Origin of the sequence: Streptomyces sp. NPDC085866 (assembly GCF_044541035.1) — a bacterium.
In the GTDB taxonomy this organism is placed as follows: Bacteria; Actinomycetota; Actinomycetes; order Streptomycetales; family Streptomycetaceae; genus Streptomyces.
Genome location: NZ_JBITSQ010000021.1, coordinates 96,290 through 117,449 on the forward strand (window position 1 = coordinate 96,290; position 21,160 = coordinate 117,449).

At 70.9% G+C, this 21,160-nt stretch carries 19 protein-coding genes; 11 read left to right on the forward strand and 8 right to left on the reverse strand.

The features are described 5' to 3' along the window. Positions 1-2: 2 nt before the first annotated feature. The 3 genes from ACIF83_RS39650 to ACIF83_RS39660 form a co-directional block, all read right to left on the reverse strand. On the reverse strand, positions 3-251 hold the full coding sequence (locus ACIF83_RS39650; RefSeq protein WP_393468194.1) for a hypothetical protein: 249 nt from the start codon (positions 249-251) through the stop codon (positions 3-5). Continuing rightward, positions 248-778 carry a sigma factor-like helix-turn-helix DNA-binding protein gene (locus ACIF83_RS39655; RefSeq protein ID WP_398137090.1) on the reverse strand — a complete coding sequence of 177 codons (531 nt, stop codon included), beginning with the start codon at positions 776-778 and terminating at the stop codon, positions 248-250. The genes ACIF83_RS39650 and ACIF83_RS39655 overlap by 4 nt, the downstream gene beginning before the upstream one ends. 130 nt (positions 779-908) lie before the next feature. Beyond that, entirely contained in the window at positions 909-1,412 is a 504-nt protein-coding gene (locus ACIF83_RS39660) for a MarR family winged helix-turn-helix transcriptional regulator (protein WP_386579380.1), read from the reverse strand. Positions 1,413-1,575: 163 nt separating this feature from the next. Between ACIF83_RS39660 and ilvA the strand changes: the two genes are divergently transcribed. The 3 genes from ilvA (at position 1,576) to ACIF83_RS39675 (ending at position 4,876) form a co-directional block, all read left to right on the forward strand. Continuing rightward, positions 1,576-2,805: a threonine ammonia-lyase gene (gene ilvA, locus ACIF83_RS39665; RefSeq protein ID WP_393468199.1), complete on the forward strand. Its 1,230-nt coding sequence runs from the start codon at positions 1,576-1,578 to the stop codon at positions 2,803-2,805. A 233-nt stretch (positions 2,806-3,038) separates the two neighbouring features. Next, positions 3,039-4,022: an ATP-binding cassette domain-containing protein gene (locus tag ACIF83_RS39670; protein ID WP_399734615.1), complete on the forward strand. Its 984-nt coding sequence runs from the start codon at positions 3,039-3,041 to the stop codon at positions 4,020-4,022. Next, complete coding sequence (locus ACIF83_RS39675; RefSeq protein ID WP_398137092.1) at positions 4,019-4,876, forward strand: ABC transporter permease; 858 nt, start codon at positions 4,019-4,021, stop codon at positions 4,874-4,876. Before ACIF83_RS39670 ends, ACIF83_RS39675 begins: the two co-directional genes overlap by 4 nt. A 64-nt stretch (positions 4,877-4,940) precedes the next feature. Here ACIF83_RS39675 and greA read toward each other — a convergent pair whose 3' ends face one another. Further along, positions 4,941-5,441 (reverse strand): transcription elongation factor GreA, encoded by a 501-nt coding sequence (gene greA / locus ACIF83_RS39680; RefSeq protein WP_393468208.1) that lies wholly within the window; start codon positions 5,439-5,441, stop codon positions 4,941-4,943. 171 nt (positions 5,442-5,612) lie between these two features. Beyond that, entirely contained in the window at positions 5,613-6,011 is a 399-nt protein-coding gene (locus ACIF83_RS39685) for a DUF4307 domain-containing protein (protein WP_393468211.1), read from the reverse strand. A 102-nt stretch (positions 6,012-6,113) separates the two neighbouring features. On the opposite strand from ACIF83_RS39685, the gene mca reads away from it, so the two are divergent. Then, positions 6,114-6,995 carry a mycothiol conjugate amidase Mca gene (gene mca, locus ACIF83_RS39690; protein WP_393468213.1) on the forward strand — a complete coding sequence of 294 codons (882 nt, stop codon included), beginning with the start codon at positions 6,114-6,116 and terminating at the stop codon, positions 6,993-6,995. 1 nt (position 6,996) lies between these two features. Continuing rightward, positions 6,997-7,221 carry a hypothetical protein gene (locus tag ACIF83_RS39695; RefSeq protein ID WP_393468216.1) on the forward strand — a complete coding sequence of 75 codons (225 nt, stop codon included), beginning with the start codon at positions 6,997-6,999 and terminating at the stop codon, positions 7,219-7,221. A 4-nt stretch (positions 7,222-7,225) separates the two neighbouring features. On the opposite strand, the gene ACIF83_RS39700 is transcribed toward ACIF83_RS39695, so the two are convergent. Beyond that, complete coding sequence (locus ACIF83_RS39700) at positions 7,226-10,429, reverse strand: tetratricopeptide repeat protein (protein WP_399734621.1); 3,204 nt, start codon at positions 10,427-10,429, stop codon at positions 7,226-7,228. Positions 10,430-10,505: 76 nt separating this feature from the next. Continuing rightward, the gene (locus ACIF83_RS39705; RefSeq protein ID WP_393468218.1) at positions 10,506-10,946 is read right to left on the reverse strand and encodes a hypothetical protein; all 441 of its coding nucleotides are present in this window, start codon (positions 10,944-10,946) and stop codon (positions 10,506-10,508) included. Positions 10,947-11,061: 115 nt separating this feature from the next. Between ACIF83_RS39705 and ACIF83_RS39710 the strand changes: the two genes are divergently transcribed. From ACIF83_RS39710 to ACIF83_RS39735, 6 genes are all read left to right on the forward strand, one after another. Then, a complete protein-coding gene (locus ACIF83_RS39710) occupies positions 11,062-11,652 on the forward strand; it encodes an ArsR/SmtB family transcription factor (RefSeq protein WP_393468221.1) in 591 nt (196 codons plus the stop codon). Beyond that, entirely contained in the window at positions 11,633-13,666 is a 2,034-nt protein-coding gene (locus ACIF83_RS39715; RefSeq protein ID WP_399734624.1) for a thioredoxin domain-containing protein, read from the forward strand. Before ACIF83_RS39710 ends, ACIF83_RS39715 begins: the two co-directional genes overlap by 20 nt. Before the next feature lie 215 nt (positions 13,667-13,881). Then, positions 13,882-15,150, forward strand: a complete 1,269-nt coding sequence (locus tag ACIF83_RS39720; protein ID WP_399734627.1) for a glycosyltransferase — start codon at positions 13,882-13,884, stop codon at positions 15,148-15,150. After that, the gene (locus ACIF83_RS39725) at positions 15,147-16,799 is read left to right on the forward strand and encodes an ArnT family glycosyltransferase (protein ID WP_399734630.1); all 1,653 of its coding nucleotides are present in this window, start codon (positions 15,147-15,149) and stop codon (positions 16,797-16,799) included. Before ACIF83_RS39720 ends, ACIF83_RS39725 begins: the two co-directional genes overlap by 4 nt. Continuing rightward, entirely contained in the window at positions 16,796-17,977 is a 1,182-nt protein-coding gene (locus ACIF83_RS39730) for a glycosyltransferase (RefSeq protein WP_399734633.1), read from the forward strand. Before ACIF83_RS39725 ends, ACIF83_RS39730 begins: the two co-directional genes overlap by 4 nt. A 31-nt stretch (positions 17,978-18,008) precedes the next feature. Continuing rightward, entirely contained in the window at positions 18,009-20,411 is a 2,403-nt protein-coding gene (locus ACIF83_RS39735) for a galactose oxidase-like domain-containing protein (RefSeq protein ID WP_399734636.1), read from the forward strand. Here the strand turns inward: ACIF83_RS39735 and ACIF83_RS39740 are convergent. Next, complete coding sequence (locus ACIF83_RS39740; RefSeq protein WP_393468238.1) at positions 20,408-21,130, reverse strand: Mut7-C RNAse domain-containing protein; 723 nt, start codon at positions 21,128-21,130, stop codon at positions 20,408-20,410. The two genes, ACIF83_RS39735 and ACIF83_RS39740, sit on opposite strands and share 4 nt — an antisense overlap. Positions 21,131-21,160 lie beyond the last annotated feature (30 nt).

Here is a 21,160-nt window from a genome sequence, read left to right on the forward strand (position 1 = left end):
GGTCACCAGCCGGTGATCGGTGGAGTCGTCTGCGAGGGCGGCTCCACCCAGGGTTGGACGTGCACCGCCCAGACGGTGAACGCCACCGCCGCGGCGCACAACAGCAGCCACCACACGCGGCGCGCGAGCCGCCGGTGGCGCAGCATGCGGTCGCCGCGGCGCACCGCCTCGCCGTACAGGTCCGGCGGCAGGGGTGCCGGGGTCTGCTCCAGGATCTGCCGTACGGCGGCCTCCCGCTGGGGACGGTTCACCTGGGCCTCCCGGCGGGCCGGGAGGCCCAGGACGGTGTCGCCCTCGCCGCGCGCGGGGCGGGCGACACCGGCGCCGGATGCAGCACGGTGGCCGTGGCCCGGTCGCAGATCGAGTGCACCCGCTCGACCGGCAGGCCGAGCAGGGCCGCCGCCTGTTCCTCGGCGACTCCCTCGTACATCCGTAGCACCAGGACCAGCCGTTCCTGCGGGTTCAGCTCGACGAGCGGGCTGCGCGGATGCGGCCGGGCACGGCCGACGGCGCCGTATTGGTGCCAGGCCCCGCGCTGGAATCGGGTGGCGAGGTACTGGCGGGCGCAGTCGTAGGGGTCGTCGCCGTGCAGCCGGTCCCAGCCGGCGTAGGTGTGGGCGAGCGCCAGCGTCAGCAGGCGCCGCGCGCGCGGGTTGGCGTCCGGCGCCTCCGCGGTGAGCAGCGTGGCCGTGTGCAGCAGCCGTCCTGCCGCGCCCGCGACGAACGCCTCGAACTCCCGGGCCCGACGGGCAGCACGGGATGCCTGCCGATCACGCACCGCGCCTCCCCCCTGAGGAGGTCCTGTCCGGTACGGGACAGGCGAACCGCGCACGACGCAGGACCCGGTCTCATATGAGGCCAGCGACGGCCCAAGGTCAAGACTTGGGACCGCACCAGTGCGGCCGGCCTCAGGACGCCGGCGGCTGCTCCGAGGACGGCACCTGGACCGCCATCCGCGAGGAGAGCGCGGTGTTGAAGCGCGTGAGGAGCGTGCAGAACTGCTCGCGCTCCTCCGGCGCCCAGTCGTGTGTCAGCTCGGCCATCAACTGACGCCGCGACGAGCGCACTTCCTCCAGCCGCGAGGACCCGCGCGGCGAGAGCTGGAGCACCACCGCCCGCCCGTCCTCCGGGTGCGAGGTGCGCTTGACGAGCCCGGTGTCGACCAGGGGGGCCACCTGCCGGGTGACCGTGGAGGAGTCGATCCCCATGCTCGCGGCGAGCGCCTTGACGCCCATCGGGCCTTCCTTGTCGAGGCGGTTGAGCAGCAGGTACGCGGCGCGGTCCATGGAGTTGCGCACCTGTCCGACGCCGCCGAGCCGGGTCTGTTCGGCACGGCGGGCGAACACCGCCACCTCGTGCTGGAGGGTGTCGAGAAGACCGGTGTCACCGACGGTCGTCATGTCCATCGACATTTCAGGTGTTGTGGGCATGGCCGGGGGCTCGCTTCATGAAGGGCTGGCTGGGTTGGGGGACAGGGTACGCGGCCCGGGGGCGGGCCGTACCGGCGCGGACCAAACCGGTCTCGGAGCTTGGTCACACCCGCCGTGTGCGACCGTGAACTGCGAGACTTGAGTCATGAGCTACGGCACGGCTGACTCCTTGCGTTCCGTCACCCTCGACGATGTGCGCGGAGCCCAGAAGATGCTCTCCGGTGTGGCACGTGTGACGGCGATGGAGGGCAGCCGCCACCTGTCCCAGCTGGTCGGCGCGCCGGTGCACCTCAAGTGCGAGAACCTGCAGCGGACCGGCTCGTTCAAGCTGCGCGGCGCCTACGTCCGGATCGCCGGTCTGCTGCCGGAGGAACGTGCCGCCGGGGTGGTGGCCGCGAGCGCCGGGAACCACGCGCAGGGAGTGGCGCTCGCCTCCGCGCTGCTCGGGGTGCACGCCACCGTGTTCATGCCGAAGGGCGCCCCGCTGCCGAAGATCAGCGCGACCCGGGACTACGGCGCCGAGGTGCGCCTGCACGGCCAGGTGGTCGACGAGACGCTGGCCGCCGCCCAGGAGTACGCGGAGAAGACGGGTGCGGTGTTCATCCACCCCTTCGACCACCCGGACGTCATCGCCGGTCAGGGCACGGTCGGCCTGGAGATCCTGGAGCAGTGCCCGGAGGTGCGCACGATCGTCGTCGGTATCGGCGGCGGCGGGCTCGCGGCCGGCATCGCGGTCGCGGTGAAGGCGCTGCGGCCGGACGTCCGGATCGTCGGGGTGCAGGCGGAGGGCGCCGCGGCCTACCCGCCCTCGCTCGCCGCCGGCCGTCCGGTGTCGGTGGAGAACCCGGCGACGATGGCCGACGGCATCAGGGTGGGGCGGCCCGGCCTCGTGCCGTTCGGGATCATCGAGCAACTGGTGGACGAGGTGCGCACGGTCAGCGAGGACCAGCTGTCGGCCGCGCTGCTGTTGTGCCTGGAGCGGGCCAAGCTCGTCGTGGAACCGGCCGGGGCGAGCCCGGTCGCGGCCCTGCTCGGCGAGCCCGGTGCCTTCCCCGGCCCGGTCGTCGCGGTGCTGTCCGGCGGCAACGTCGACCCGGTGCTGCTGCAGCGGGTGCTGCGCCACGGCATGGCGGCACAGGGCCGCTACCTCGCCGTCCGGCTGCGGCTGACCGACCGTCCGGGCGCCCTCGCCACGCTCCTCGGGGTGTTGTCGGCGGTCGACGCCAACGTCCTCGACGTGAGTCACGTACGCACCGATCCCCGGCTCGGGCTCACCGAGGCGGAGGTGGAGCTGCACCTCGAGACGAAGGGGCCGGCGCACTGCGCCGAGGTCGGACAGGCCCTGCGCGAGGCGGGCTACACGGTCATCGACTGAGGCCGGCCGGAGCCTGGAGGGGGCGGTCACTCGTTCGGGGAAAACGATTGAGGGACGCGATACATCGCGTTATGGTGTGTCGCGTGGCTGCCGGCCCGTCGGCCGTCTGTCCGCCGGTTCGCGCGCGGAAAGCCCCTGGTGGAAAACCACAGGCGGCGCCGAGCGGACAAACCTAGCCTTTTCCGCAACCCCCCACCTCTTCCCGAACGATCCCCGACGACGTGGAGACTCACATGCCAGGCGCCATCTATGCCGAAGGTCTGGTGAAGACCTTCGGCGACGTAAGGGCACTGGACGGCGTCGACCTCGATGTCCCCGAGGGCACGGTCCTCGGCCTGCTCGGGCCGAACGGCGCCGGCAAGACGACGACGGTGCGATGCCTGACCACACTGCTGCGCCCCGACAGCGGCCGGGCGGTCGTCGCGGGGGTGGACGTCCTCAGGCACCCCGACACCGTGCGCCGCTCCATAGGTCTGTCCGGCCAGTTCGCGGCGGTCGACGAATACCTGACCGGCCGGGAGAACCTGCAGATGGTGGGGCAGCTCTACCAGATGAGGGCCCGGGCGGCCAGACAGCGCGCATCCGAACTGCTCGAGCAGTTCAACCTCGCCGACGCCGCCGACCGCCCCGCCAAGACCTACTCCGGGGGCATGCGCCGTCGGCTCGACCTCGCCGCCGCCCTCGTGGTCTCACCGCCCGTGATGTTCATGGACGAGCCGACCACCGGCCTCGACCCGCGCAACCGTCAGCAGCTGTGGGAGGTCATCAAACAGCTCGTCTCCGGCGGTACGACGTTGCTGCTGACCACGCAGTATCTGGAAGAGGCCGACCATCTCGCCCACGACATCGCGGTCGTCGACCACGGCCGGGTCATCGCCAAGGGCACCTCCGACCAGCTCAAGGCCCGCACCGGCGGCGAGCGGGTCGAGGTCGTGGTGCACGAGCGCGAGCACATCCGGAGCGCCCTCGAGGTCCTGCGGGGCTTCGGCAAGGGCGAGACCACGGTCGAGGAGCACACCCGCAGGCTCACCGTCCCCGTCACGGGCGGCGCCAAGCTGCTCGCCGAGGTCATCCGGGAGCTGGACGCCCGCGGGATCGAGATGGACGACATAGGGCTGCGCCGCCCCACCCTCGACGACGTCTTCCTGTCCCTGACCGGACACGTGGCCGAGACCGCCGACCAGCACGAGACGAACGGCAAGGAGGCCGTGAAGTGAGTGCCGTCACCGACGCCGTGCGTGTCGCGGCTCCCGGCAACCCCATCGGCCGGTCCCTGCGTGACTCGCTGATCGTCGCCAAGCGCAACCTGATCCGGATGTCCCGGATCCCCGAAATGCTGATCTTCGGGCTGATACAGCCCATCATGTTCGTGGTGCTGTTCACCTACGTGTTCGGCGGCTCCATGAAGATCGACGGCAGCACCAGCGCGATCGACTACAAGAACTTCCTGATGGCCGGCATCTTCGCGCAGACGGTCACCTTCGCCACCGCCAGCTCCGGCGCCGGCATCGCCGACGACATGCACAAGGGCCTCATCGACCGCTTCCGCTCCCTGCCCATGGCGCGCGGCGCGGTGCTCACCGGCCGCACCCTCGCCGACCTGGTCCAGACGGCCCTCACCCTGCTGGTCCTCGCCGTCGTCGCGCTTGTGGTGGGCTGGCGGGTCGGGACCTTTCACGACACCGACGCCGGCCGGGTCCTCGCGGCCTTCGGCCTGCTGCTCCTGCTCGGTTACGCGTTCACCTGGATCGGCGCCCTGATCGGCCTGACCGTCCGCACCCCGGAGGCGGCCACCTCCGGCGGACTGATCTGGCTCTTCCCGGTGACCTTCATATCGAACGCGTTCGTCGACACCAGCAACATGACCCCGTGGCTGCGCCACGTCGCGGAGTGGAACCCGTTCAGCGCCACCGTCCAGGCGGCCCGGGTGCTGTTCGGCAGCCCCGGCCAGTCCGACTCGACGGCCTGGCCCATGCAGCACCCTGTCTGGGCCTCGCTGCTCTACTCGGTGCTGATCGTCGTCGTCTTCCGCACCCTGGCCGTCCGCAAGTACCGCTCGGCGACCGCCTGACGACATGGCTGCGCCCCCGGTGTCACGCGGACGCCGGGGGCGCGAGGCGAAGCGGTGGGTGGGATCAGCCCGAGTACGGGTCGGCCTTCAGGATCCGCACCGAGGCCTTCTTGCCGTTCGGCAGCTCGTACTCCGCGTCCTCGCCGACCTTGTGGCCGATCACGCCGGAACCCAGCGGGGACTGCGGCGAGTACGTCTCGATGTCGGCGCTCGCGTACTCGCGGGAGGCGAGCAGGAACGTCATCGTGTCGTCCTCGTCACCGTCGAAGGCGATCGTGACGACCATGCCGGGCGTGACGGCACCGTCTGCGGAGGCCGGAGCCTCGCCCACCTGGGCGTTCTCCAGAAGCTGGGTCAGCTGGCGCACACGCAGCTCCTGCTTGCCCTGCTCCTCCTTGGCAGCGTGGTACCCGCCGTTCTCGCGCAGGTCGCCCTCCTCGCGCGCGGCCGCGATCTTGGCGGCGATCTCCGTGCGCGCAGGACCAGTAAGGTACTCAAGCTCGTCCTTGAGCTTGTTGTACGCCTCCTGGGTCAGCCAGGTGACGTTCTCGCTGGTCTGGGTCACAGGGTGCTCCTCGTCGGTACTGGGAATACAAAGCATCGCCCTACCCAGAAGAATGTTCCTTCTTGGATGGGCGAAACCACGAGCCTAACAATTCAATGGCTGAAGGGGGAGGACATAAGCCATCAGAATCTCATCAATGCAGCTCAGGGCGTATGCATTGCGAGTGAAGGATCAACCGGTATGGCAGCCGAGCAGCTCGGCCGTCGTCCCCTTGGACGTCGTACGGAGCGTGACGACCTTGTCGATGCGCGTGGCCGAACCCGTGAAGCGGAAGTCCGCCCGGCCCACCTCGGCACCGTCCGCCGACTGGGAGCGCAGGGTGCAGTAGCCGTCGACACCTGAGTCCTTGTGGACCTCCAGATGCACCTTGACCGCGGCGTCCGAGGCCTGGAAGGTGATCACCTGGGCGCTGATCTCGTTCTCCGCGACGTAGTGGTAGGCGAAGTAACCGACCAGTGCGAGCAGGGCCGCGCCCAGCACCGACCCAGTGATCTTGAGCTTGCGGTCGGCACGCTCGTCCGAGGAACGGCCGTAGCGGCCCTCGGGCAGCCGCGCGCTCGCCGTGCTCATGATCGTCCTCTCCGCGGAATTATTCGCCCCCCGATTCGGTCACTATAGAAGCCGCCGAACGCACCCCAAGACGCGGGGGCGCCGACATACGAGGATCGAGTCTTGACTGACCAGCTGCGACTGATGGCCGTGCACGCGCACCCCGACGACGAGTCGAGCAAGGGCGCGGCGACCATGGCGAAGTACGTGTCCGAGGGGGTGGAGGTGCTGGTGGTGACCTGCACGGGCGGAGAGCGCGGGTCCATCCTCAATCCCAAGCTGCAGGGCGACAAGTACATCGAGGAGCACATCCACGAGGTACGCAAGAAGGAGATGGACGAGGCCCGCGAGATCCTCGGGATCAAGCAGGAGTGGCTCGGCTTCGTCGACTCCGGCCTGCCCGAGGGCGACCCGCTGCCCCCGCTGCCCGAGGGCTGTTTCGCCCTGGAGGACATCGACAAGGCGGCCGGTGAGCTCGTCCGGAAGATCCGCTCGTTCCGCCCGCAGGTGATCACCACCTACGACGAGAACGGCGGCTACCCGCACCCCGACCACATCATGACCCACAAGATCTCGATGGTGGCGTTCGAGGGCGCGTCGGACACCGAGAAGTACCCCGAGAGCGAGTACGGCCCGGCCTGTCAGCCGCTCAAGCTCTACTACAACCAGGGCTTCAACCGCCCCCGCACCGAGGCCCTGCACCAGGCGATGCTCGACCGCGGCCTGGACTCGCCCTACGGGGAGTGGCTCAAGCGCTGGAAGGAGTTCGAGCGCGCCGAGCGCACGCTGACCACGCACATCCCGTGCGCGGACTTCTTCGAGATCCGCGACAAGGCACTGATCGCCCACGCCACGCAGATCGACCCCGACGGCGGCTGGTTCAAGGTGCCGCTGGAGCTGCAGAAGGCGGTCTGGCCGACGGAGGAGTACGAGCTGTCGAAGTCGCTCGTCGACACCTCCCTCCCCGAGGACGACCTCTTCGCGGGCATCCGCGACAATGCCTGACATGAGCGCAAGCCTGGCACTGACGCACCTCGTCCCCCTCGCCAAGGAGGTCGACGAGAACAAGGTCACCCCCGGCGTCCTCGGCTTCATCGTCTTCGCGGTGATGGCCCTGGCCGTGTGGGGTCTGATGAAGTCGATGAACAAGCACATGCAGAAGGTCGCCTTCATGGAGTCCCCGGACGCCGGGGCCGAGAAGACGGCCGACTCCACGGAACAGCGGGGCTGACCGCTCAGCGCCCGGCCGGAACCGCCACCCCCATCACCTCCCGGGCGTGGCGGTCCGGCGTCATGCGCAGCCGCCAGGCCTGCCAGCCCGCCTCCAGGCTCACGCCCCGCTCCAGCAGCAGGGCGTAGGCCGGCACCCACTCGGCCAGCTTCTCGTCCCGCAGCGGATGCGTGGCCCGGGCCAGCTGGGCCAGCTCCTCCTGGGCGACGGCCGTACCCACGTCCACCCCGCCCGGCGCCGCGTACGGCAGCAGGGTGCAGCGCAGGAAGCGGGCCCAGTCCTCGCCGCGCCGGTCGCCGTAGGACGTGAACAGGGTCAGCGCCTCGTCGCACAGGGCCAGCGCCTGCGGGATCCGGGCGTTGCCCGCGTCCACCACCGCCAGCTCCAGGCAGGTCCAGGCCTCGCCGTGGGCGACGCCGATGCGCTGGAAGTCGGCACGGGCGTCCACGAGCAGCTGGCGGGCGAAGCCCGAGTTGCGCAGCGAGCCGGTCTGCGCGGCCCGCTGGTCCCGGGTGGCCCGGGCGGAGTGGTGCCGGGCGCAGGCCAGGCCGTAGACGTCGCGCATCCGGGAGAACATCTGCCGGGAGCGTTCGAGATCGCGGACCGCCAGGTCCAGCTCGCCCGTCTCCTCCAGAGCCTGGCCGAGGTAGTACAGCGTCCAGGCCTCGCCGCGCGCGTCCTCGTTCTCCCGGTGCCTGGCCGCCGCCTGGCGCAGCCCCTCCACGGCGGGGGACGCATCGCCGTCGACCAGCCGCGCCCGGGCCAGCTGGGTCAGCGCCCAGGCCTCGCCGCGCGCGTCGTGCGTACGGCCGTACCGCTCCAGGGCGGCCCGCAGCTCCGTATCCGCGCGCGGCACGTCACCCATCCGCAGGGCCAGCTGGCCGAGCTGGAAGTGGGCCCAGGCCTCGCCGTGCAGGGAGCCGCCCTCGCGATGCAGGACCAGGGAGCGGGTGAGCAGGTCCAGGGCCTCCGACAGCCGGGCGCGGTCGCGCTGGACCGCCGCCAGCGCGTGCATCGTCCAGGCCCGGTCCGTCGCCAGCTCCTCGGCCGCCTGCAGATCCAGGGCCTCCTGGAGCTTGGCGGCCGCCTCCGTGAGGTTGCCCTGGTGGTGCAGGGTGATCCCGAGGGAGCACAGGGCGCGGGCGGCACCCGCGTCGTGGTGCGCCTCCCGGTAGAGGTCCACGACCGAGGCGAGCGTGGTGCGCGCCTTGTCCAGCTCGCCCAGGTGGCGGGCCGCGATACCGGTGCGCCACTGCACGGAACGCACCAGCAGCCCCTCGTCGACGGCCTGGGCCAACTCGCTGATCTCGCCCAGCCGGTACAGGTCCCCGCGCAGCAGGCAGTAGTCGCACAGGGCACCGAGCAGGTTCAGCACGGCCGCCTGGTTCACGCCCTCCGCGTGCCGCAGGGCCGCCGTGATGAAGCTGGACTCGTCGTCCAGCCAGCGCAGTGCCTCGTCCAGCGAGGTGAAGCCGTGCGGGCCGAACCGGTCCGAGCGCGTCGACATGTTGCCGTCGACGAGCCGCAGCACCGAGTCGGCCAGCTCCGCGTAGTTCACGATCAGCCGCTCCTGCGCGGCCGTGCGCTCGGCCGGGTCCTCCTCGTCCAGCAGCCGGGCCTGCGCGAAGGCACGCACCAGGTCGTGCAGCCGGTAGCGGCTGCCGCGCACATGGTCGATCAGACCGGCCCGGGCGAGCGCGGCCAGATGCCGGGTCGCCTCCGGTTCGTCGGTGGCCAGCAGGGCGGCGGCCGCCGCCGCGCCCAACGAGGCCCGACCGGCCAGTGCCAGCCTCCTCAGCAGCCGGCGCGCCGTCTCCGACTGGTCGGTGTAGCGCAGCCACAGCACCCGCTCCACCGGCTCCACCGGGCCGTACGCGCCGAGGTCCGTGGCCAGCTGCCGCGGCGAGCGCGGGCCGAGCGACGAGCCCGCGACACGCAGCGCCAGCGGCAGGCCCCCGCACAACTGCCGGATCCGGTCGGTGGATTCGGCGTCGTACGGCCCCGACGCGTCCTGCGCGGCCGCGCCCAGCAACTCCTCGGCACCCGCCGCGTCCAGCGCCTCCACCGGCAGATGGTGCACCCAGGCCACCAGGTCCGCGGGCAGCTCCAGCGGGGTGCGGGCGGTGACCAGGACCAGGCTGTCGGAGTGCTCCGGCACCAGCGCGCGCACCTGCTCCGGGTCCGAGGCGTCGTCCAGCACGATCGTCACCGGCAGCCCGGCCAGATGCCGGTGGTACAGCTCGCCGAGCCGCTTGACCTGCTGGTCGGGGGAGGAGCGCTCGCGGAACAGCAGCTGCTCGCGGGGCGCGCCGAGCCGGTTGAGCAGGTGCAGCAGGGCATCCCGGGTGGGCAGCGGCGGCTCCTCCCGGCTGCCGCCGCGCAGGTCCACGACGACCGCGCCACGGAAGTGATCCCTGAGGTCGTGCGCCGCACGGACCGCGAGCGTCGTACGGCCCGAGCCCGGCTCTCCGTGCAGCACGACCACTGTCGGCCGGGTGTCGGTGGCCGCCCGGGCCGACTGCGCCCACTGCCTGATCCGCGCCAGCTCCTGACGCCGTCCCGCGAACGGGCCGTCCGGTTCCGGCAGTTGACCGAACGACTGCTCCAGCACCGTACGCCTGCGCGCCGCCGCGCTCTTGTCCGCACCGCGCAGCGCCGGGCCGCTCGACTTCTTCGGACCCGTGGAGGCGCTGAGCACCCGCTGCTGGTCGAGGAAGGGGCGGATGCCGCGCACCTCCAGCGCGGTCAGCCACTGCAGCCGCAGCTGCTCCGGTCCGCCGGGCTGGCCGGCCGCGCCCGCACGATGGTGGGCGGCGGGCAGATGCGAACCGGCCACCTTCAGCACGGTGGCCGCGGCCCCCGCCACCCCCACGGCGACGCCCGCACTGGCGGCCGTACCCGTGCCGGTGCCGAGGGACAGGTCGGCGACGGCGGCGGCCACCGCGGCGACGCCCGCCACCAGCAGGGCTGTTCCGGCGCCCTCGCGTGCGTAGCGCTGGCCGAAGCTGAGGCGGCCGGCGTCGGCCTCGTCGAGCGCGCGCGTGTAGGCCTCGTACTCCTCGGCGGCGGTCTGTGCCATGGCGTCCAGCGCACCGCGCCCCCGCGACAGGAGTAGCTGCCCGTCGGTCCGTCCGCCCGAGCGTCGCACCTCCTCCTCCACCGCCCGCCCCAGCAGCCGCTCGGCGTCCACCCGGTGGCTGTCCCGCATGTCCCGTCCCCCTCCGGTGGCAACTCCTCTGCCTACGAGTGTCCTTCGGGGACGGCGGGAACGCGAGGGGCGGAGATCAGGGGGTGGGTGTGGGTTTCGTGGGGGCAACCCCCTTGTGTGCGGCCGACTTCTGGTGTGCGGCCGGCTTCTGCGGCTCCGACAACGCCATGGCCACGCATGCCCCTGCCAGCGCCGTCTCCACCACCGCACACCCGAGAGCCATCACCAGGTCGCCGCCCGACCGGGACGTCGTCACGTCGAACCAGGCGTCCAACACCGCCGTCGCCGCCGTCGCCGCGGCCGTGAGACGGGCCCGGGGGTCAGCGCGCAGGCCGAGTAAGGCCGTTGTGGCGCATCCCGTCGCCATGAGGACGTCGAGGCCGATCCAGGCCAGTGACCAGTGCCGGACCTCCGTGCTGCCCGGCAGGGTCAGGGCGAGCACCACTGTCCACGGCACGAGCAGGACGGCCCCCGTCCCGAGCAGGATCAGCGTCCACTTCTTCAGCGTTGTCTTCATCGCGGCCCCCGTCTCGTCTTCGTCTGCCCCCACCGTAGACCGCAGAGAAAGTTCTGCAAAGAAAATTCGGCAGACATCGGGGACCTCTCAGGGTTCTCAGGGTTACGGTGGCCGCATGACCGACGGCATGCCCGAGATGACCAGCCTTGAGCGCACCGCTCTCTACAAGTCCCTCGGCAACCCCCTGCGCCGCCGGATCCTCGACTACCTCGGCCGGCACGGCGAGGCGAACTCCACCGTGCTGGCCCGCGAACTCGGCGAGAGCTCCGGCACCACGAGCTACCACCTGCGCAAACTCGCCGAGCAGCGGCTCATCGAGGAGATCCCGGAGAAGTCCGGCGGGCGCGAGCGCTGGTGGCGGGTGCTGCCCTTCAGTCACACCACGCCCGACCCGGCCACGATGTCCCCGGAGGAGTACGCGGCCGCGGAACAGCTCGCCCACCTCAAGATCGAGGTCGACACCGCCCTCTTCCGCCGCGCCCACCAGGAGTACCGCGGCCCCGAGGGCTGGGCCCAGGTCCAGCGCGCCGGCACCTGGATGACCAGGGAGGAACTGCTCGCCTTCATGCGCGACTACCACGCACTCGTCGACCGCTACGGCCACCTCCGCGAGGACGCCCCGGAGGGGGCGCGCCCGGTGTCGATGCGTTTCTACGCGGTGCCGGAGCCCGTGGGAGAGTGGGAAGGTGAACCGACTGGCCCATGAGACGTCTCCGTATCTGCTCCAGCACGCCGACAACCCCGTCGACTGGTGGCCCTGGTCGGCCGAGGCCTTCGACGCGGCACGGAAGGCGGGCAAGCCCGTTCTGTTGAGCGTCGGGTACTCCAGCTGCCACTGGTGTCATGTGATGGCCCACGAGTCCTTCGAGGACCAGGCCACCGCCGACTACCTCAACGAGCACTTCGTCAGCGTCAAGGTCGACCGCGAGGAGCGCCCGGACGTCGACGCCGTCTACATGGAGGCCGTCCAGGCGGCCACCGGCCAGGGCGGCTGGCCCATGACCGTGTTCCTCACGCCGGACGCCGAACCCTTCTACTTCGGCACCTACTTCCCGCCCGCGCCCCGGCACGGCACACCCTCCTTCCGGCAGGTGCTGGAGGGTGTCCGGCAGGCCTGGGACGACCGGCGCGACGAGGTCGGCGAGGTCGCCGGGAAGATCGTGCGCGATCTCGCCCAGCGGGAGATCGGCTATCAGACCGACCGGGTTCCCGGGGAGGCGGACCTCGCCCAGGCGCTCCTCGGGCTCACCCGCGAGTACGACCCGCAGCGCGGCGGATTCGGCGGTGCGCCGAAGTTCCCGCCGTCCATGGTCCTGGAGTTCCTGCTGCGCCACCACGCCCGTACCGGCGCCGAGGGCGCCCTGCAGATGGCCCAGGACACCTGCGAGCGGATGGCCCGGGGCGGGATCTACGACCAGCTCGGCGGCGGGTTCGCCCGCTACTCCGTCGACCGCGACTGGGTCGTGCCGCACTTCGAGAAGATGCTGTACGACAACGCCCTGCTGTGCCGCGTGTACGCGCACCTGTGGCGGGCCACGGGATCCGACCTCGCCCGCCGCGTCGCCCTGGAGACCGCCGACTTCATGGTGCGTGAACTGCGCACCGGCGAGGGCGGGTTCTCCTCGGCGCTCGATGCCGACAGTGACGACGGGAGCGGACGGCACGTCGAGGGCGCGTACTACGTGTGGACCCCCGAGCAGCTGCGGGACGCCCTCGGGGACGAGGACGCCGAGCCGGCCGCCCAGTACTTCGGGGTGACCGAGGAGGGCACCTTCGAGCACGGGCAGTCGGTCCTCCAACTCCCGCAGACCGAGGGCGTCTTCGAGGCCGGGAAGATCGAGTCGATCAAGGAGCGCCTCCTGGGGAGGCGCGCGCAGCGGCCCGCCCCCGGACGCGACGACAAGGTCGTCGCCGCCTGGAACGGGCTGGCGATCGCCGCGCTCGCCGAGACCGGCGCCTACTTCGGACGGCCCGACCTCGTCGAGGCCGCCGTCTGCGCCGCCGACCTCCTCGTGCGGGTGCATCTCGACGAACACGCGCGGCTCGCCCGGACCAGCAAGGACGGACGGGTGGGCCCGAACGCGGGCGTGCTGGAGGACTACGCCGACGTCGCCGAAGGCTTCCTCGCGCTCGCGTCCGTGACCGGCGAGGGGGTCTGGCTGGACTTCGCCGGGCTGCTCCTCGACCATGTGCTGGCCCGCTTCACCGACCCCGACAGCGGTGCCCTCTACGACACCGCCTCCGACGCCGAGCGGCTCATCCGCCGGCCCCAGGACCCCACCGACAACGCCACCCCGTCCGGCTGGACCGCGGCGGCCGGAGCCCTGCTGAGCTACGCGGCGCACACCGGTTCGGAGCCCCATCGGGTGGCGGCGGAAAGGGCGTTGGGTGTGGTGAAGGTGCTCGGACCGCGGGTGCCGCGGTTCATCGGGTGGGGACTGGCCGCCGCGGAAGCGCTGCTCGACGGGCCCCGGGAGGTCGCGGTCGTCGGCCCGTCCCTCGCCGACGAGAGGACGAGCACCCTGCACCGTACGGCCCTGCTCGGCACCGCGCCGGGCACCGTCGTCGCCGTCGGGACTCCGGACAGTGACGAGTTCCCGCTGCTCGCCGACCGTCCGCTCGTGGGCGGTGAACCGGCGGCGTACATCTGCCGTAACTTCACCTGTGACGTCCCGACGACGGATCCGGAGCGGCTGGGTGCGGCGCTGAACACCCGCTGAGCGGCACGGAGGCGTGGGGAGCGGAAGCGGTGAACTGCCCAAATGTGAGCAGGTGTTCGGATAGATACCGCTTCCCGCACCACCGTTGCGAAACACGCTTTTTATCGGAAGAGCTCCCACGCTTCACAGAACCCTCCTAGTCTCTCCACAGCGGTGCGACGGGTGTCACCGACCGTTGCGCGCACTGGGGGTATTGGGGATCTGGGGGGATCTTTTTGCTGACGTCTGTCTTCATCGCTGCCGTCTCGCTGGCTCTGTTCTGGATGGCGGCCTTCACCCTGTGGTGGCAGATGCACGCGTGGCGCACGCCCGAGGTGCTCGCCTCCACCCGGTTCAGCAGACCGGACGGGGACGAGCACTTGTCCTTCTCGCTGCTCCTGCCGGCCCGGCACGAGCAGGCCGTGCTCGACCACACCATCCAGCGGCTGCTGGAGTCCACGCACACCGACTTCGAGATCATCGTGATCGTCGGGCACGACGACCCGGAGACCACCGAGGTGGCCCGGGCGGCGGCGGAGCGCGACCGGCGTGTCCGTGTCGTCGTCGACACGCACGAGAAGAAGAACAAGCCCAAGGCCATGAACACGGCGCTGCCGCACTGTCGCGGTGACGTCGTCGGGGTCTTCGACGCCGAGGACCAGGTCCACCCGGAGCTGCTCGCCCACGTCGACCACGCGTTCCGGACCACGGAGGCGGACGTCGTCCAGGGCGGCGTCCAGCTCATCAACTTCCACTCCAGCTGGTACAGCCTGCGCAACTGCCTGGAGTACTTCTTCTGGTTCCGCTCCCGGCTGCACCTGCACGCGCAGAAAGGGTTCATCCCGCTCGGCGGCAACACCGTCTTCGTGCGGACCGACGTCCTCAGGGAAGCGGACGGCTGGGACCCCAACTGCCTCGCCGAGGACTGCGACCTGGGCGTGCGCCTGTCCAGCGTCGGCAAGAAGGTCGTCGTCGCCTACGACTCCGACATGGTCACCCGTGAGGAGACCCCCGGCTCGCTGATGTCACTGCTGAAGCAGCGCACCCGCTGGAACCAGGGCTTCCTGCAGGTCTACCGGAAGAAGGACTGGAAGCAACTGCCTGCGCTCAGGCAGCGGTTGCTCGCCCGGTACACGCTGATGACCCCGTTCCTGCAGGCCTTCTCCGGTGTGGTCATCCCGGTGAACGCGGCCGTCGCGCTCTTCCTCGACGTTCCCGTAGGGGTCGCCTTCCTCACCTTCCTGCCGCTGGTCACCGCCGCCGTCACCTTCGTCTTCGAGGTGGTCGGACTGCACGACTTCGGCAAGCAGTACGGGCTCAGGGTCCGCTTCGTCCACTACGTGAAGCTCGTCGTGGGCGGTCCCTTCTACCAGGTCCTCCTCGCCGGAGCCGCGATCCGCGCCGTGTGGCGCGAGCAGCGCGGCCGGAACGACTGGGAGTTGACCACGCACGTCGGCGCGCACCTCACCGCGGCCGAGCCGATCCGAGAGGACGTTCCTGCGTGACCTCCACTCTTCCCGCGGTGACCACTCCGACGGTCCCCGCGCAGCGCAAGCCTGCGCCTGATGAGCGTTCGGGCGGCCGGACAAGTCCGCAGGAGCGGCTCCGCTCCTCCCGCTCCGACCTGCTGCTGTGCGGTCTGCTGCTCGTGACGATCCTCGTCGTCCAGGGCTGGAACATCGCCGACTACCCGACCCTCAGCGACGACGAGGGCACGTACCTCGCCCAGGCCTGGGCCGTCCAGCACGGCAAGGGCCTGGGCCACTACACCTACTGGTACGACCACCCGCCGCTCGGCTGGCTCCAGATAGCCCTGCTCACCTGGATACCCTCGGCGATCAGCCCCGGCTCGATGACCGTCGGCTCCATGCGGATCGCGATGCTGGTGATCAGCGGCATCAGCGCGGTGCTGGTGTACGTCCTCGGCCGCAGGCTCTCCCTGCCCCGCTGGGCCGCCGGGCTCGGCATGGCCCTCTTCGGGCTCTCCCCACTGGCCGTCGTGCTCCAGCGCGAGATCTTCCTCGACAACATCGCCGTGATGTGGCTGCTGCTGGCGTTCTGCCTGGCCGCCTCGCCCAGCCGGCACCTGTGGCACCACTTCGGCGCGGGCCTCGCGGCCGCCGCGGGCGTGCTCACCAAGGAGACGATGCTCGTCGTCCTGCCCGCCCTGTTCGTCACCATGTGGCGGCACAGCCACCGCGACACCCGCAAGTTCGCCCTCACCGGAGCCGTCACCGCCTGCGCCCTGATCGGCTTCTCCTACCCGCTCTTCGCCCTGCTGAAGGGCGAGCTGTTCCCGGGCAGCGGGCACGTCTCGCTCTGGGACGGCATCAAGTACCAGATGTCCAGGCCCGGTTCGGGCTTCATCATGGACACCTCCTCCGGCTCCTACGGCGTCCTGCACTCCTGGCTGTACTACGACCGGGTGCTGCCCCTCGGCGGCCTCGCCGGCGCCCTGCTGCTGATCGTCACCTGGCGCTGGTCGGTCACCGCCCGCGCCCTCGCCGGACCCGCCCTGACCGTGGCGATCCTGGCCGCCGTGGCCATGCGCCCGGGCGGCTATCTGCCCGCCATGTACATCATCGGCGCGCTGCCCTTCCTCGCCCTGGTCCTGGCCGGCGGCGCCGCCTCCGTCACCCACGCCGTCGTGCGCCGTCGGCGCGCCGACGCGGAGAACCGGTACGTCACCGGCGGCCGGTACGCCCTGGCCGTCGTCCTGGCCCTCGCCGCCGGCGCCTTCGTCGTACCGCACTGGTACGACGGCGACCGCACCGCCCTCACCGCCGACGCCAACAGGCCCTACCGGCAGGCCTCCGCCTGGCTCAGCACCGAGGTCGAGAACCCGAAGGCCACCCGGGTCCTGGTCGACGACGCCCTCTGGCTGGACCTCGTGCACGCCGGGTACCGGCCCGGGCTCGGCGTGATCTGGTTCTACAAGGCCGACCTCGACCCGGCCGTCACCAAGACCATGCCGCACGGCTGGCGGGACATCGACTACGTCGTGGCCTCGCCGACGGTCCGCCGCGACGCCAAGGACCTGCCCAACGTCAAGGCCGCCATCCAGCACTCCGAACCGGTCGCCACCTTCGGCACCGGCCCCGACCGCATCGAGATCCGGCAGATCCGGACGGCAGCCGCGGGAGGCGCGCGATGAGCAGCCACGAGTACACGGTCCCCGCCCAGGGCCTGGACGCCGCGGAAGTCGCCGAACCCGGTGCCGTCACCATCGTCGTACCGACCTTCAACGAGTCCGCGAACATCCGGCAGTTGCTGCACCAGATCACCGAGTCGGTGCCCGCGCGGCTGCCCTGCGAGGTCGTCTTCGTGGACGACTCCACCGACGACACTCCCGAGGTGATCCGCGCGGCCGCGCAGGACTGCCCGTTCCCGGTGGCCGTGCTGCACCGCGAGGAGCCGGTCGGCGGGCTCGGCGGGGCGGTGGTCGAGGGACTGAAGGCGGCAACCTCGGACTGGATCGTCGTCATGGACGGCGACTGCCAGCATCCGCCCTCCCTCGTAACGGAGTTGGTGGCCACCGGCGAGCGGACGCACGCCGGGCTCGTCGTCGCCTCCCGGTACATCGAGGGCGGCAGCCGGGCCGGACTCGCCGGCAGCTACCGGGTGGCCGTCTCGCGCGCCGCGACCTGGCTCACCAAGGCGCTCTTCCCACGCCGGCTGCACGGCATCAGCGACCCGATGAGCGGCTTCTTCGCCATCCGGCGCAGCACGGTCACCGCCGACGTGCTCAAGCCGCTCGGCTACAAGATCCTCCTGGAGCTGGCCGTACGCAGCCGTCCCCGGCAGGTCGCCGAGGTGCCGTTCGTCTTCCAGGACCGGTTCGCGGGAGAGTCCAAGTCGACCGCGCAGGAGGGCTTCCGCTTCCTGCGCCACCTGATCGGGCTGCGCACCGCCTCACCGGTCGCCCGCATGGTCGGCTTCGGGCTGATCGGAGCGAGCGGCTTCGTGCCGAACCTCGTCGGACTGTGGGCGCTGACCGCGCTCGGCCTGCACTACGTCCCCGCCGAGATCCTCGCCAACCAGCTCGGCGTCGCCTGGAACTTCCTGCTCATCGAGCAGCTGCTGTTCCGCGACCGGCGCACGCACCGCCGCTGGTGGGACCGGCTCGGCAGGTTCGCGCTGCTCGCCAACGCGGACCTGGTGCTGCGCATCCCGCTGATCGCGCTGCTCGTCGACCGGTTCGGGACGGGCGTGCTGCCCGCCACCGCGCTCGCGCTGGTGACGACGTTCGTCCTGCGCTTCGTCGGGACCGAAGCGCTGGTCTACCTCCCGCGCCGTGGGGGGCGTAGGAGCGCTCCGGAGGCCGCGAAGTGATGCACAGCCGTACAACCGCAAGGAGAGCCGTGTGAACAAACACCGCAGACGGACCGCGCTGGTCGGGGTGGGGGCCCTGACCGCCGGTCTGCTCCTCACCTCGCCGCAGAGCGCCGCGGCCGCCAACCTGGTCAAGAACCCGGGCTTCGAGACCGCCGGCACGGACGACATGCCGTACTGCTGGGAGAAGTCCGGCTGGGGCGACAACGACTTCAGCTTCCAGACCACCTCCGACGCGCACTCCGGCTCCAAGGCCATGAAGGTCACGCTGACCCGCCGGGTGGACGGTGACCGCAAGGCGCTGATCACCGAGTCCACCGCGTGCGCGCCGGTGGTGTCGGCGGGCGAGCAGTACGACCTGGGGCTCTGGTACAAGACCACCACCCCGGACGCCGCCATCACCCTGTTCCGGCACGACACGACAGCTGGCTGGCAGTACTGGACCGACCTCAAGACCCTGGACATGGCGTCGAGTTGGACGCAGGCCACGGTCCGCACGCCGGGGATCCCGAATGGCACCGACCGCATCACCTGGGGTGTGTCGGTGTACGGCACCGGTTCGGCGACCACCGACGACTACACCATGGATCAGGTCCCGGACACGCTCCCACCCCCGTCGTGCACGGCCACGAAGCAGATCTGCGCCAACGGAAGCTGGTCCGTGCTGCCGACGCAGAACCCGGTCCGCTCCATGCACTCCGTCGTCCTCAACAACGGCAAGGTGCTGCTGATCGCCGGCTCCGGCAACAGCGAGGAGAACTTCGACGCGGGCACGTTCACCTCGGCGGTGTACGACCCGGCCAACGGCACCTACAAGGTCGTCCCGACGCCCAAGGACATGTTCTGCGCGGGCCATGTGCAGCTCCAGGACGGGCGGGTCCTCGTCATGAGCGGCAACAAGGCGTACCCGGTTGCGGGCGGGCACGGGTACGAGGGCTTCAAGGACTCGTACATCTTCGACCCGCAGACCGAGACCTACAGCAAGACCAACGACCTCAACGACGGGCACTGGTACCCGTCGGCGACCGAGCTGGGCAACGGTGACGTCATCTCCTTCGGCGGTCTGCGCGAGGACTCCAGCGGGTCGGTGACCGCCGAGCGCTGGTCGGACAAGGACCAGCAGTGGCTGCCGCTGTGGAAGGTCAACCAGACCTGGTCGTACTGGGGTCTGTACCCGTCGATGGTCCTGATGCAGGACGGCCGCCTCTTCTACACGGGCAGCCATGTCTTCGGCAACAACATCCCCGGCACCGGCTCGGCGATCTACGACTACGACGCCAACACGGTCACCCAGATCCCGGGACTGCAGAACAAGGACGAGCGGGACCAGTCGGCGAGCGTGCTGCTGCCCCCGGCGCAGGACCAGAAGGTCCTCACCATCGGCGGCGGCAACATCGACTCCAACCCCGAAGCCAACCGCCTCACCGACCTGATCGACCTCAAGCAGGCGAACCCGTCGTACGTCGCCGGCCCGCCGATCCCGCAGGGCACGGTGGACCTCGGCAACGGGAAGGTCGCCGAGACCGGCAACCAGGGCAAGATGTACGTCTCCGCCGTCCTGCTGCCCGACGGCAAGGTGCTGGAGACCGGCGGAGCCCTGCACAACCGGGCCAACCCCGTGTACGAGTCCTCGATCTACGACCCGGCCACCAACCGCTTCGAGGCCGTCGCCGCCGACCCCGAGTCCCGCGGCTACCACTCCTCGGCGTTCCTCCTCCCCGACGGCCGGGTGATGGCCACCGGCGACAACCCGGGCAACGGCACCTGGAACCACAACGTGTCGATCTACACCCCGCCCTACCTCTACAAGGGCACCCGCCCGACGATCACCTCGGTGATCAACCAGGAGTGGAAGTACGGCGACACCCAGCGGATCACGGTCGACCGGCCCATCGCCAAGGCCGAGCTGATCCGCCCGGCCGCGGTCACCCACTCCTCCGATCCGAACCAGCGCTTCGTCGACCTGCCGCTGTCCGTCGACGGCAACAACGTCGACCTGAACGTGACGAGCAATCCCGACCTGGCCCCGCCCGGCTGGTACATGCTCTTCGCGGTGGACGCGGGCGGGGTGCCGTCGGTGGCCAAGTGGGTGCACCTGCAGGGACCGGCCGCGCTCAGCGCCTCGGCCGCCTCCCCGCACGTCCACTCCTTCGCCGACTCCCTGTCGGGCAAGGTCTCCGGGCCGGGCAGGAAGCGGACGTCGCAGAAGGTCAGCCCGACGATCTCGGGCTGCGACCGGCACTACGGCTCGGTCAACGTGTGCGTGCCGACGGTCTTCCCGCCCCAGGTGAAGAAGACGACCGCAGCCCGCTGCAGCTGGCTGAGGCAGAACCACTACGGCCGCCTCAAGGTCAACGGCGGCGACGACCCGCTGGGTCTCGACCGCGACAGGGACGGCGTGGCCTGCGAGAAGGGGGACACCCGCAGGGCCTAGCCCCGATTGGCGAGGGCGCGCTCCACGATGGCTTCCAGCTGGTCGTGGTGCGCGCCCTTCCAGTAGGCGCGGCCGCATTCCGTGCACTGGGCGAAGACGTCGTACGAGCGCTGCGTGCCGCCCTTGAGGCGGTCGGCCACTTCTTCCTTGGTGGCCTGCTTCAGCAGGCCGTTGCATGCGGTGCAGCGGGTCCAGGGGCGCAGGTCGGGGGCGAAGCGGTCGAGGACGTCCTGGAGCTGGTCGTCGGGGCGGGTGCTGTAGATGTACGCCCCGGCCCACAGCTCGCGGCGGCGCAGCAGGCCCCGGTCGCGGCTGAGCATGACCCGCTTCTCCGCGGCCGACCGGGAGGCCAGCGCCGGGTCGCCGATGTCGGTCGACTCGTACGCCGTGTCCACACCGAGCAGCCGCAGCCGGCGGGCGAGGGTGCCGAGGTGGACGTCGAGGAGGAAGCGGAGCGGGGCGCCGGGGACCCGCTGGGGGCGCTGCACCGCACGGACCTCCACCCGCTCGCCCGACGCCGGGATGTGCGACGGCGGCACCTCGCGGCCGTCCACGACCAACGCGCCGACCTCGGTGAGCGGGACGCCGAGGGACTCGATGACATGGCCGAGCGTCGAGACGCCGTCCGTGCTGAGGCCGGCGGCACCCGCGCGCCGGACGGGCGGCACGAACAGGTGCAGGGCGGGGGCGACTTCGACGTGGATCTCGGGTCCGTTCACATCGTCAGGATGGCACGGGAGACGGCCCGG

Coding starts and splice junctions, on each gene's coding strand:
- ACIF83_RS39660 (WP_386579380.1), bottom strand. CDS start 1,412: ATGTCGATGGACATGACGACCGTCGGTGACACCGGTCTTCTCGACACC.
- ilvA (WP_393468199.1), top strand. CDS start 1,576: ATGAGCTACGGCACGGCTGACTCCTTGCGTTCCGTCACCCTCGACGAT.
- ACIF83_RS39670 (WP_399734615.1), top strand. CDS start 3,039: ATGCCAGGCGCCATCTATGCCGAAGGTCTGGTGAAGACCTTCGGCGAC.
- ACIF83_RS39685 (WP_393468211.1), bottom strand. CDS start 6,011: ATGAGCACGGCGAGCGCGCGGCTGCCCGAGGGCCGCTACGGCCGTTCC.
- ACIF83_RS39695 (WP_393468216.1), top strand. CDS start 6,997: ATGAGCGCAAGCCTGGCACTGACGCACCTCGTCCCCCTCGCCAAGGAG.
- ACIF83_RS39700 (WP_399734621.1), bottom strand. CDS start 10,429: ATGCGGGACAGCCACCGGGTGGACGCCGAGCGGCTGCTGGGGCGGGCG.
- ACIF83_RS39705 (WP_393468218.1), bottom strand. CDS start 10,946: ATGAAGACAACGCTGAAGAAGTGGACGCTGATCCTGCTCGGGACGGGG.
- ACIF83_RS39710 (WP_393468221.1), top strand. CDS start 11,062: ATGACCGACGGCATGCCCGAGATGACCAGCCTTGAGCGCACCGCTCTC.
- ACIF83_RS39730 (WP_399734633.1), top strand. CDS start 16,796: ATGAGCAGCCACGAGTACACGGTCCCCGCCCAGGGCCTGGACGCCGCG.